Annotated in this window: 6 protein-coding genes and 1 pseudogene; 1 reads left to right on the top strand and 6 read right to left on the bottom strand. The window is 58.7% G+C overall.

Features of this window, described 5'->3' with window-relative positions; translation table 11 throughout:
* Positions 1 to 1,556 precede the first annotated feature (1,556 nt).
* Together G6P99_RS47620 and G6P99_RS12920 are read right to left on the bottom strand one after the other, a co-directional pair.
* Positions 1,557 to 1,955, bottom strand: coding sequence for a hypothetical protein (locus tag G6P99_RS47620; RefSeq protein WP_414645573.1), 399 nt, complete (start codon positions 1,953 to 1,955; stop codon positions 1,557 to 1,559).
* A gap of 160 nt (positions 1,956 to 2,115) precedes the next feature.
* A complete protein-coding gene (locus tag G6P99_RS12920) occupies positions 2,116 to 7,566 on the bottom strand; it encodes a trifunctional serine/threonine-protein kinase/ATP-binding protein/sensor histidine kinase (RefSeq protein WP_165128321.1) in 5,451 nt (1,816 codons plus the stop codon).
* A 1,228-nt stretch (positions 7,567 to 8,794) separates the two neighbouring features.
* Between G6P99_RS12920 and G6P99_RS12915 the strand changes: the two genes are divergently transcribed.
* Entirely contained in the window at positions 8,795 to 9,004 is a 210-nt protein-coding gene (locus G6P99_RS12915) for a hypothetical protein (protein WP_334262014.1), read from the top strand.
* A gap of 650 nt (positions 9,005 to 9,654) precedes the next feature.
* Here G6P99_RS12915 and G6P99_RS12910 read toward each other — a convergent pair.
* The 4 genes and pseudogenes from G6P99_RS12910 to G6P99_RS12905 form a co-directional block, all read right to left on the bottom strand.
* Complete coding sequence (locus G6P99_RS12910) at positions 9,655 to 10,158, bottom strand: DUF2569 domain-containing protein (RefSeq protein WP_246709525.1); 504 nt, start codon at positions 10,156 to 10,158, stop codon at positions 9,655 to 9,657.
* 135 nt (positions 10,159 to 10,293) lie between these two features.
* Positions 10,294 to 10,359, bottom strand: a pseudogene (locus G6P99_RS47615) (hypothetical protein); the annotation flags it as partial.
* A gap of 230 nt (positions 10,360 to 10,589) precedes the next feature.
* Entirely contained in the window at positions 10,590 to 10,856 is a 267-nt protein-coding gene (locus tag G6P99_RS47610; protein WP_165128317.1) for a DUF4339 domain-containing protein, read from the bottom strand.
* 66 nt (positions 10,857 to 10,922) lie between these two features.
* The gene (locus G6P99_RS12905) at positions 10,923 to 11,939 is read right to left on the bottom strand and encodes an ATP-dependent Clp protease proteolytic subunit (RefSeq protein WP_165128315.1); all 1,017 of its coding nucleotides are present in this window, start codon (positions 11,937 to 11,939) and stop codon (positions 10,923 to 10,925) included.
* Positions 11,940 to 13,198: the final 1,259 nt, after the last annotated feature.

The following is a 13,198-nucleotide window of genomic DNA, read 5'->3' as shown; positions in this document are numbered from 1 at the left end:
TAAGACATCAGCCTCAGTTTTGACGCTCTGCGGGCGATAACGAAGGGATAAAAACGACCCCGCACACCTTCAGCGTTAACAGCCGATCGCGCGAATGCTTTAACCGCATCTGCATGAGAATCTTGCTCAGCTCCCCGCTTGCATTCGTCGGCAAGGGCCTTAAGCTGACCCGCAATCGCTCGGTCGGTCATAGCTTGAGCAGCGTGGAGCATGGCCTGTGCTGTCCTTAGGTATTTCTTGCCTCGTTGTGAGATCTGGAAGGTCATAGAGACCCCGCGCGGTTCTCTGACGTCCGGGTCAAGGTAATTTGGAGCCAGAGCAACCAATTGCGATCACTCTCCCTGCGAGCTCTGAAGCGACCGAGGCACGTCTTGGAACAAAGCGGGGTTCGCCACGAGTAGTGCCGGACGAGACCAAACTTGCCATCACAAACTGCGCATCGCGCGGCTCTGCCGGATCTAGGACTTTCGGAGCAGTTTGGCATTATGGTCTCCTCTTGGAATTATCGTCGCTGTTCGTCGATCATCCTTTTGCCGTCGCATTTCATTAGCTTGCGCGTTTCTAAGGGATGTAACTTAAGACGATCGCGATCAACGGCTCAATTGAACGTAGGTAAACCGTCGGGCATCCAAAGGGGGTCACGGAACGATACGAAGGTTTATGGGCGCTCACCCTCAAGGCCGACTACCAACGCAGGGGTCAAAGACTGCAGTTCGGATCGCCAAAAATGCTACATCCGATCCTAAGCAGGAAGCTGGGTACCGCGTGCCACTGCGCATCCGATCAATGAGATATTTGCCCGAAGGGAAAGCAAAAAGAACGCAGCGGGGTCGAAAGCTCCCAAAGAACGTTTCGCTACAAGCACAGGCTTCGGCAAGAGTGTATTTTCATCTGCCATGAAGATGTCGGGTATCAACTCCGGACGACGGATGGCGGGTCCTCGATGAGCGTGAAATGCCAGAAGATATGGATGATACTCCGGTTGGCTCGCTCGGCGTCGTGGAGCATCTTATTAACCCTATTGTCCGCGACGGTGTCGCCCGCCCCTTCGTTTTCACAAGGAACACTGGAACAACGCATCGCATGCACACCCGTGCACTCAGACTTTGCAGTGCGTTTATTCCCAATGCTGATGAGATAACGTCCTGTCTCAGAAAGAAGAACGCCGAGCTAAGCGATGCATGCAGGACGGCGTTCGACGCGCTAATGACCCAACTACCCGGTGCGAGCGATGACGCCCGAGCTCGCAACGCACCGCAAGACAGGGACCGGTGAGATACCCGTTCACACAATGAAGTTTGTAGTGGTGAACAAGAAGGCGCCGCGTGATGTCGCGTCATCGCTGTTCGATAGCGCGTGGAGCGACCATCGCGGCTGATGCTCGAGACGCGTTCCATCTGACTCTGCCGGGATCTGAAAGGCCCGGCACTCCACGGAGCGAATCGGCTAGTACAAGTTCCAGCTGTGACAGAACCAAGCGGAAATTAGGACCCAAGTAGAAGGGCAATCGGGGCCTCGCGAGGTAATCGGTAGCTCATGTTGCGTCCGCTGCGCTATTATGACCGCCCTTTGCGACGTGGCAACGTTTTTGCGATGCAAGGCGATCGCACTTGGCTATGGGTCACCGTGGAGACCGCCGTCAAGTAGCAAGATTGATGAAGGGCATCTGTAATTTCGTACTCACGTCCGCGGTAAATGAAGTCGAAGTGCGTAGCATAGTGGTGACGCCACCGATTGCGGCGCCGTGGACCGCCGCGACCAATGGCTTTTCGAAGTTGACCAATACATGCATGAGGCCGGCCCGTGGCGGCTCGCGTGGCACCCGAGGATTCTTGAAAAAACTCCTCGATATTGTTGCCCGCGCAGAACGAATCTCCCGCGCCGTGCCAAAGGACGACCTGCATGTTCTCGTTATGCGCTACCTCGTTGAAGACACGTGCGAGAGCTACGTACATGGCTGACGTCATCGCATTCCGCTTGGTCGGGCGGTTCAACCGCACGCGCTGGAATGGTTGTGCTTCTCCTCGCTGGCGTAAAGCGCGACTCAACACCGATGATCAGGATGCCTGGTAAACCCGACGTCTGCCGCGTCGTGGATCCGAAGCGGCATTCCACTCACGATGCCGCGGCCGGATGAGCCGGCGCAGTGAAACGAAAGATAGCGCCACGTGGTACGTTAGGGCTCGCCCACAATCGTCCGTTATGCGTTTCGATAATTGACCGGCAAATCGACAGCCCAAGCCCCAATCCGTCCGGTTTCGAGGTGTAGAAAGCTTCGAACAGGCGCTCGAGAGCCGCCGGTGCGAAGAAGCCTGGACCCGAATCTTGCACCTCGACTGACACGCCATCCGGTTCGTTACGGGTGATGATGAGCAATACCCGCTCCTCTTCGCCGACGGCGCGCATCGCTTCGATGGCATTGATGATCAAGTTAAGTAGTACCTGTTGCAGCTGGACCCGATCTCCCTGTACATGCGGCAAGCCCTCCGCCAACTGCGTCCGCACCGAGACGCTATTGTTTGCGGCCTCCGTACGGGTGAGAGCAATAACCTCGAGGATGGCATCGTTGATCTCTACGGCGTCTTTTCGGGCGGGCGCCTTCTTGATGAGCGCACGGATTCGCGCGACGACCTCGCCTGCGCGATTCCCCTCCCGGACAATAAGAGAGAGCGCGTTATCCACCTCGCGAAGATTCGGTGGCTCCGCGCTCAGGAAACGCCGAGCGGCTAACGCGTATGTGATTGCCGCTGTGATCGGCTGTTTCACTTCGTGGGTGATCGAGGCCGAGAGCTGACCCAAGGTGGCGACGCGGTTGGCGTGCGCCAGTTCCATCTGCATGTGCCGCAGCGCCTCTTCTGCCCGCTTGCGCTCGGTCAGATCGAGCACGAACGCCACACCTTGATCTCGCTGTTCGTCGAATCCGGCCGAACCGATCAGCACGGGCACGCGGCTACCATCCTTGCGCACGTACTCGCTTTCATATGGTTGGACCGCCTCGGTCTTATCCATTGCCTCCAGGGCGCTGGCGGTGCTGGTGCCCCATTCCAGCGGCGTCAAACCGTTCCAGCGCATGTTGCCGGCGGCGACATCATCCCGGTCGTATCCCACCATCCTGAGAAACGCGTCGTTGGCTTCGATGATTTCACCCGTCCCGCTCGAGATGAAGATCCCGATGATGTTGGAATCGACCAGGCGCCGGATTTTCGCTTCGCGTTCCGCGACGTCGCGGTACAAACGGGCGTTCTCTAGCGCGATCGCCGCCTGTGAGGCGAGCAGCTTGAGCACCGCGATCCGCCCCGGCGTGAACACATGCGACGCCAAGCTGTTTTCGAGATAGAGGACGCCGATCAGCTCGGCCTGTTTCAGCAACGGCAGGCAAAGCAGCGACCGTACCCGTTTGCAGCTCATGTATTCATCTTCGGAAAACATGCTCTGTTCTCGGGCATCATCGAGAATCACCGGGCTCTGAGTGCGGATGACTTGCTCAAGGATCAGCAGGGGCAATTCCGAAGGCGTCACCGGCGTTTCGACAAGACGGACCCTGACGCCGTCGCGACCGCTCGTCGCTCCCGCCTCGATCCGGTATCGGCTGCCGTGCGGAAGAAGCAGGAGGCCGCGGTCGGCCCCGGCATGCTCGACGGCAATCACCATCAGCGTCTCGATCAGCTTCTCGAGCACGATCTCGCCGGCCACGGCCTGCGACATCTTGATGAAGATGGCGAGATCGAACTGCTCGACCGGCGCCTCGATGGTCGGCCTCGGGGCCAATGGTGCTTGTTTTCGGATCCGTGGGTGGCTCTGGTCGAGCTGTGCGACCTTAGCAAGGGCTCCCCAGCGGGCGTAGCAGTCGCGGGCCTCATCCAGATAGGTATCTGCCACCTTGTCTAGACCGCGAACGCGATAGAATCGAGCTGCCAGTTCGCCCGCGAGCGCCCGGTCCTGGAGGAAGCCGCGCTCCGCGGCCGAGCGAATTGCCTGTTCGTACAGCTGCATGGCCTCGATGTCTCGCCCTTCCAGGCGTGCCCATTCCGCCGAGACCAGGGAGTGTTTATGCGCGAACGTCGCCGGGCAGCTCTCAGCCCATCGCTGAAACGACTCCAGGTGTCCAATGAGGTCCTCGCGAAGCTCTGCTCGTCTCACCGGCGACGACGCTGGAAAGACCGCGGCGATGGCAAGAGAATGATAGAAGCAGTAGTCCATCGACTGAAGATTGAGACGCGCCGACCAGAAAATCGGCTTCGCTTTGGCTGCAAACTCAAGGGCTCTCTCCGCGTTGCCCAGCAAGACGTGCCGCTGCAATTGCAGAATCCAGAGAAAGCAGGCAACGAGAGGAACGCCGCCCCGGAGCACCCGCGCTTCGAGCGCCGCCTCGTCGAGGGGCGCACCGCTCCCCACTACGCCGCGCAGGCTTTGGACGAAACCCTGGATGCTCAAAATGACCAGCTGACCGAACTTGTATTTGCGGACGAAATCCAGGGCGCTTGCCGACTCGAACCACACCTGGTCGAGAGGATCGCCGCGCGCCATCAGATCGGTGAGGCGATGCTGACGGTTGAAGCAGGCGTAGACCATCTCGCCGGTTTCCGCGACAGATCGGATCGCAGCCTCGAGGCAGGTCAGAGCATCTTCGATTGGACGCGTCCACAGGACCGCCATTTGCATGAGGAAATGAGCGCCCGCTTTTTGTGCGGTGAAACCGTATCGTTCGGCGACTGCGACCGCCAACCGTGCAAAGGCCTCCCCGTCCGCGAAGCGATGGAATGCCGGACCAAGAACGACGGCGATCGCGCCGTAGCCGATCGTGGAGTACTCGCTTGTGCCATGGCGACAGGTCAGCTTGACCATCCAGCAGGAAATCACTTGGAACAGATCGCCGTCGGCGTGATAGGCCAATTCGCCCAATGCACTGAAAAGCTTCATGACAGCCCGTATCTCCGGGTCGTCCATCATCGGCAGGTCAACAAGGCTCTCGATCGGGCGATCGCCGAGGGCGAGGCGCATCTCCTCGTATTCTGCTCGCATCTGTTCCGGCGTCGGCGAGTCCGGCAGGTCGACGCCGAACGTTCGCAGGCATTCGAGCGCCGTGCGCACCGCCGGGGCGTAGTTGCCTTGCCTCAATTGAAGAAGCATGTGCAGGCGACAGATCTCGGCCTGATCGATCTTCGATTGCGCCTTGATCAGCAACACCTCGACGAGTCCCGCGGCCTGTTCGACGTTCGAGTTGAGGATCTCGCATTCTGCCCGTTCCAGGAACAGGCCCAACATCAAGTCGTAGGATCTTTGCCACCCTTCGTCTGACAGAATGGCGATGCCTGCTGCGAGGTAATTGGAGGCCGAGGCATAGGCGGTCGAGGCTTTCGCTTTGCGCCCTGCAACAAAATTGAGTTCGGCCGCGCGCAGCTTCTCGGGCCACTCGGAAATGAGCGCCGAGCCCAGGTTAAGCTGGTTGACGAGATCGTAGATCTTCTCCGCGATCCTCTCCTGCTCTGTCTCTGCGACAAGAAGACGTGCGATCCGCAGATGGAGTTCGGCGCGACCTTCCGACGGAATCAGCGCATAGGCGGCTTCCTGGACCCGATCATGGAAAAACCGATACCCCCCCTCCCGGGGGACGGCGGCGCCGGCGCGGACCGCGTCGCGAAAGCTTGCATGCACCGCTTCGTCCGATTCGCTGCGCAGCTTTGCCAAGGTCGCGAAGTCAGCGTGATTGCCCAGGCAGGCGAGCAGTTTCAACGCTTCCTGGGCCTCCGGAGAAAGACGGCGTAACCTGCGGATCATCAGATCCACCGGATTGTCGCTGAACTTCCTGTCGACGATAGCGTCCAAATTCCACGTCCACGACCGCGAGCGCGGATCGAACTCGACCAGCGCTTCTTCTGCCAGACTTGTAAGGAACTGCCCGGCGAAGAACGGATTGCCGCTGCTTCTCCTGTGCACCAGTTCAGCGAAGGGCCGCATCTCGTCTGGCGCACGCCGTAAGGTGTCGCACAGCAAGTGGTTGACGTTGTCGACCGAGAGTGGCCCGAGAACGATCTGATCCAACCTTGCTCCGGCCCGGCGCAAGGCCTCCAGCTTGAGCAACAGCGGATGGGCCGAGTCGACCTCATTGTCGCGATATGCGCCGATGAGCAACAGGTGACGCGTGTCGGGATGGAGTAGAAGATATTCGATAAGCGTCAGCGTAGCCGGATCGAGCCATTGCAGGTCGTCGACGAAAATGACAAGCGGGTGTTCCGCCCTGGCGAATACGCCCACGAACCGCTGGAACACGGTCTGAAACCGCAGTTCGGCATCGACGGGCGAGAGGACCGCTATGGTCGGCTGTGGGCCGATCAGTCGAGCGAGGTCGGGAATGAGGTCGGTCAGCAGACGGCCCTGATTGCCGACAGCTTCCTTGATCGCGTCTCGCCAGCGGGCGATGTCGTCCGCGTGGCCGTTCAGCAGCTGTTGAATCAGCGCCTGAAACGCTTGAGCCAATGTCGAGTGGGGGGTGTCCCTGAGGCGCAGATCGAATTTTCCCGAAATGAAGATACCGCGAGGCAGCACGATGACCTTGTGCAACTCGTTGACGACCGACGACTTACCGATGCCCGAGTAGCCAGAGACCAGAACGAGCTCCGAACCGCCATGCTTCACGACACGGTCGAAGGCAGCGAGCAGGGTGGCGATCTCGCCCTCGCGTCCATACAGCTTCTCCGGGATCATCAGCCGGTCCGACGCGTCCTGCAGGCCAAGCGGGAACGGCTCGATCCGCCCGAACGACTCCCAAGCGGTGAGGCACTTGCGCAAATCCGCCTCGACTCCTGCTGCGGTTTGGTAACGCTCCTCGGCTGTCTTCGCGAGAAGCTTCATGACGATCATCGAGAGCGGATCCGGCAGCGCGCTTGCAAGCTCGTGCGGCGGGACTGGCTCTCGCGCGATGTGACAGTGGATCAACTCGATTGGGTCAGCGGCGGTGAAGGGCAACGCGCCGGTCAACAGCTCGTAAAAGGTGACCCCCAGCGCGTACAGGTCGCTTCGGGAATCGACCGAGCGGTTCATCCTGCCTGTCTGCTCCGGCGCCATGTAGGCGAGGGTGCCGGTGATAGTCTCCGGCGGCTCTGGCGCCTGGCGCTCACGCGGCACGCGTGATGCGATCCCGAACCCCACCAACCACACGCCACTGCTTGCCTCGTTAAAGAGGATATTCGCAGGCTTGATGTCCTTATGGATGAGGCCACGCTCATGCACATGGCGGAGCGCGCCCGCGAGCGGGATCGCGATGCGCAGGAAATGCGATACGTCCAGGGGCTGTCCAAGCAGTCGATCCAGCGGCGTACCGCCGGGATCCTCAAGCACCAGCGTCATTCGGCCGTTATCGTGCGTCAGTGCCACGGGGCGCGCCGCCCAGTCGGCGCCAAGTTCGGACCTGAGCGCATATTCGTGTTCGAGCCGCTCGACGCAACCGGGCGAGGTTTCTTCCGCGGCAACAAGCAGGATCGGCGTCAAGCCGTTGCCAGTGCCCCGGTATAGAGCGAAGTCGCTCTCCCGCAGCGACGAGAATATGTAGCCCGAGAGCTCGTTCAAGAAGGCCTCCTGGTAGGAGGATTACTTAAGGCATTGATTAGGTTACGTTTGCTTTTGCTCGTCAACCCAAAAATAGGCACGATCGTGCCGACATAGTGGCTCAACGAGAACCTCGCGGGCCTCTGGCCTATAGAGCCGAGACGCTTGGCAAGGGGAGAATGCACCGACGAAGGAATCGAGAAATCAACTGACTTCCGGTGATGGCACGAAGCGGACCCGCTGGCGCGGCAAACCACGTTGAGGGGAGCCGACCGCGGAGCTACAGGCGCTTGGCCACACAACCTGAAGACCTATCTCAAACGCGGCAAGAACGATGCGAACGAAGTCCAATGCTTAGGAAAAACCCTGATCACATTAATTGCGGTTATGGCCATGTCGTTTACACCGACTGCTGCTTCTGCGCGCAGAGGCTTCGGCGGCGGTGGCTTTCATGGCGGCGGTTTCCACGGCGGATTTGGTGGCGGCGGGTGGCGTGGTGGCGGTTGGCGCGGAAGCGGGTTTGGAGTGGCCGCTCTGGAACTGGGATAGGTCTCGGCTTGGCCGGCGCCTACGGTTACCCTTACGGATATGGCTTCCCGTACGGATACGACTACGGCTACGGCTATGATTACGCCTATGGCTACGGCTACGCGTACCGAGCCAGTTATGGCTATTGCGTCGCAACAGCCAGCTAGCTTGAATATACTTGCTATTAGCGCGGAGCCGGCTGATCCGTTTGAAGCGTTGCAGCTAATCGGACTTGTCGCACTGCTCTTTTACGACTAGCCGGGTTTGGTGCACCGGCGATGTAATCGGCCTCCGGATATAGTGCGTGAGAGCCTTGGCGACGACGTTGCCGGACGACACCACCGAGGCTCAACCACACAACGGAAAGCCCTTGAATGGCTCGTGCCAGCATGCGGGCCATTCTGGCATGTCGGCCGCCGTCCCCTGTCAGGCCCCAAGCTTAGGATCGAAACCGAGCTCTGCGCGTTGACTGTTGAGCCCAAAATGGGAGGTCAACGATGATCAGTGACCGAGAACGGCGGGCACCTACGGCAGCGGAACGCGAAGCCCGCAAGGTATTCAGACAAGCCGAAGCGACAAAAAGCACTCCACGACAATCGGGAGCGCCTAAAGGCGGAACGGCTCGCGCGGGAGGCTGAAGCGGCCAATTGCACAAAAGCAGGTTAAAGCGTTCATCTGGATGCGGAGGACAAGCTTGGACCTCGCCTGGTGGAGGGTTAAAATGGCCCTGCACTTTCGCCGCGTGGATACTGCTGAGGATCTGGAAATTTGGATCGCAAGCAGCGACGACTATTCATTCGTTATCAGCAGCGAGAGCCGAAGTGGACCTGGCTTGATGGAGAGCCCGGTTTTGTTGCGTCATATCGCCCAGACACTTTCTGAATATGCCCGCGGCTCAAGTGTCCGGATCGCCCTTCGGCACGTTCGCTGAAGCCCAGCGGGCCTGCAATGCGTTCCTGGGTCGCCTCACTATCGAGGGATGACTACCAGAGTCGCCAGAGCAGCAAGGGTGACGCTCGTCCGGTGTTCACCGTAACGAACCTCACTTCGCCTGCTCGGCCCAGTCTCAGATCATGGCGCCGTACCAAATCACGAGCGCGAAGATCACCAGCAACGCGATGGTGATGATCTGTTCACCGATGGGGATCGGTTGTTTGTCCATGACCCGCGCTGAATCAAAACGGCCCCGGCAGGGCTTGGGGAGCACACCGGGGCCGCTTCGTGGGGCGCCCCTTTCCGGAGAAGCGCAATTCACAGTATCGGGAAAAAGTGGCAATCGGTACTGCGCTAGCGGGCTGCTCCGGAAGGAGCAACTTTCCCGATTGCTCAACAAATCACCTTGCGCAAGCTTGCTCTATCGCGCTCATGCGGCGGGTCCTTGGAGCGACACCGGGAAATATCTCGCCTCGCACCATCTTTCCCAACCCCCGTCGGTCCCGGACTCGGCGGGGGTGTTATTGATGGCCAGTCTCCGGTCGCCGGACGGATCCACAAAAACGACGGTCGCGCCTCCTAAAATAACTGGGGCAGCGCGGAATTAGGCCAAGCAATCGTCAATGAAGTGCACGCCTTTTCTAATCGTCATTGGGTGAAGGTGTTGGCCACCCGCCGGGATTTCCGGATGTACGGTATCCAAATAAGCGCGCCGATCAAGGCCGCGATCAACTGGCCGCTATCTTTCGGATCGATGCTCAGCAAGTCGACAAATGGTCTGCCGGTAGCGAGCGCAATCGTGAATGCAGCCCACAGCAATGCGGCGATCGGCGTACAAATCGTCGCCACGAACTGAATAATAAAGAACCGCGGGAAATTGCGGGACCGCCGAAAAAACAGCACGGTCGTGTACACAAAGAGCGAAATTAGCGCCCCGTTCATCACGGCTTCGCCCCACATGGTAGTCGGGAATTTCGCGAAAAGCTGTCCATCCATTTTGCTGTAGTACTCGCCAATGGAGACTAGGAAGCGCAGGATTCCGGCAAGCTGCCCGAACCCGATGAGCGCCAGCCACCCGCCGAGCCCTGTGAGCTCCGGCTTTGTGTCATTGAAATGGGCTGCGTCCTGAGCGTCGACCACCGGCTCGCGCACGAGCGGAGCCGACGCGGGGGGTATCGGGGGCGGTCTTGGCCTCAGGGGCGGCGGCCGGCACACCTGTTGTGCGACCTCGCGCACCTCTTCAACCGGCTTCCAATCATCGAAGCCGTGACGCCATATCATGATGCGTCGAGGATCGGAAATTCGTATGAGCAGCGGGATTAGCTCGTCGATTGATAATGGTCCGCGGGTCATCTCGCCTTCGGCGTAGTACCATAGGTCTGTCACAGAAGAACGCCCCTACGCCGTTATTGGGCGCCATGGAAGCAGCATCACCGCTTACGGCCCGCTTCATTAAGACTGTTTGAGCACAACCAGCCAATGCCGACGCTCTCCGGTGAGTTTAGTTCGTGCTGACGCCGTTTTCGTTTTATGATTCAGGCCGCTTGACGTTCAGCAGCTACCCAACCCATTGCTTTGTAGCCCTATCTGTTTCCAATCGATCCAAAGAAAACTACTGCGACCGGATACCACCACCACCATCTAACCCGCCAAGTGGGCATAGGCGATGCCAAATGCGTTTTTGGCATAGGCGGAAGCGTCATCGCTCGCAATTCTTCGACCTCCCCAGCTATTTTCCAGTCAGGTAATCCTTGGCACCACACCAGCGCGTTTTCCGCTCCCGGCAACATAACGAGCGTTTCTTTCAGGCCCTGAAGACCGATAGGGCCTATTCTCTGCCCAGAATCCACATACTACAAGCTTCTTCCGACACAACGTCAACCTTCTGCGGGGATTCCGGATTCTCCGCATCGATACTATTCGTCCGCAACTTTGTACCAGTTGCCATTCGAATCTTTCAAATCGCGATGTGCGGTCCCGTCATCCCAGTTGAAACACTTTCGAATATCGACCGAATCATTGAACGAGCAGATTTCTCGACGAAGAATCTTGTCGTTCATATCCTTGGTCACTTTCACCGTAGCTATTTTGCCATCATCGCCGACGACGGTAATGGCATCGTAGCATGTCTTGAATTCTGGCTGGCAGCCGCGGGTATAATTCGGTTTGCCATTGTTCTGCCCAGCAGATCGCTTGATGACCCTATCCAGGAATTCACTCCATGACGGCGGCGCTGCACTTTTCGTCTGCGGCTGCAACTGCGTTGGGTCGCCCGGTTGGGTCTGCCTCGGCACAATCGAAGGATCAGCTGTGGCCGTAGCAGTTGGCGAAATGGACGTCTGAGATGGTTTCCCGACCATAGTCGTTCCCATCGACTGCAAATCCTGAGGAGAAAGCCAGACCATCTCATTCGGTGGCGTTACCACCATACGGCCAATAATCGCTGCTGGCACACCGAGTTCTTTCGCGGCCCGCGCCATGGACACCGTAGCTGCGCCCGATTCAACCGTTTCTTCGCCCTGTTTATCGGACGCACCATGGATGCCGACTTGAGCGGTGTAATTGGCAAACTTCGTAGCGCCGGCCGCATAGACAAGGAAACATGCCGAAGCGCAAGTTGCACTTCCAGCAACGTTCGTTGCCACCTTTGCAAATCGCACTGCGTCCGCGAGCTTGAGCCCCTCAACGAGGTTTCCGCCCGGGGAATTTAAGCGAATTCCGGATACCAGCTTTCCAGCATCGTTTGCGGTTTTGATCGATGCTTTGAGCGTCTCGAAATCACCTTCGACGATTTCGCCGCTCAAAAGAATAATTGTTTTGCCATCCTTTGTCGCGACGCTTTTAAAGGTCGCCGCCGAAGCAGCCGATGGAATGGCACAAGAGATGACAACGGCTGAAGCGATTCGACCAACGCACAGAATTCCAAGTTTCATTTGCCAAGCCCCCGGCAGGGACGTTATTTTCGATCACAGATTGAGTCCATGGCGGCCTGCAACATTTTGCCAGAATTTTGCCAGCTTTTAGGGACGTCGGACTTGAGCACACACGCCGTGGCCTTGAGAGGGCGAAAGTACCTTCCCGAAGGGGTCTACCGAGTGGCTTGAGCTAATTATGCGCATATCTGGTTGTACTGTGAGCAGTCCAATCGGAGTGCCTTCGCTATTCAGCTTGACGAATGCGGTAGCTCCCGTGCGGTCGGAGACAACCATGGCTCGGTCACCAATGCCGGGCGAGACGCCTATTCGGGCGTATTGACCGTCGTTAGAGTTGGTGTCCGGAGCAGTTGTAATGAACGTGTCTCCATCGTAGCCATCAACTCTGCACTTCAGCACTGCGGCACCAGCATCTCCCTGCGTGATGTAGCCAGCCAGCATAAGCGCCAGCACAATACTCAAAGCCCTCATGAGCCCCCCTTGCTTCTTCTCGGGGCGCACAAGGCCTCATGGCGAGCTTGTGCACAAGCACAACCAAAGACGGTAGGCCTCATGGCTGGCTTACTCATCTCAGGTCAGGGCCGCCTCCGTATTGGTACGGATAGCCTCGAAGACGGATGCCCTGTCCCCGCACTTGCATGGGCGCGTTATCGAAGCCAATCGGATGATACCGTCCCTTACCCGGAGTGCGGGAAAGCAGTCCAAGGCCCTCCAAGCCCCTCCACGCGGCGTCGAAGGCTGTGTAGGTCACGTGCCGACCAGTGAAGCCTTTCCTTCTTCAATGACCGAAATACCTTACCGGTCCGATTAGGATATGCCTTCGCGATGCGTAGAAGCCCGACAAAGCGTCCGAGCGCATCACGGAGGCTTTCGGTCATCTTCGAGCCGCGCTTGTAGCACCCACGGGTTAGAACTAGCCCTCCAACGCTCTCTCGCTTCTGTTGGCTCTCCCACATGCTAACGCGCTCTGTCAGGTCGGCAATGCGTGCCTTTACCTGCGGTGAAACCACGCGCACCACGAAGTCCGCGTAGGTGTCTTGGGGCTTCTCGATTTCTTGGAGCATCTGTGTGTGGGGGCTTGGACGAAGACTTGGCCGATGTGGCGTCCCTGTTGGGTGGCGCATCGGTTTTTGTCAAACAACGATGCAATCAGCAATCGTTCCGGGAGGCTGGCCCGGTGGAGCGGGAAACCACTGCGGCCCGGGGTCGGGTGGCAGTCTAGGTCGAATTAGTCTCCGCTGGGTCGCTCCTCAAAACGG

The organism is Bradyrhizobium sp. 6(2017) (assembly GCF_011058295.2).
Lineage (GTDB): Bacteria > Pseudomonadota > Alphaproteobacteria > Rhizobiales > Xanthobacteraceae > Bradyrhizobium > Bradyrhizobium septentrionale.
Note: the sequence above shows the minus strand (reverse complement) of the source record. Positions and strands in the feature narration are given on the sequence as shown.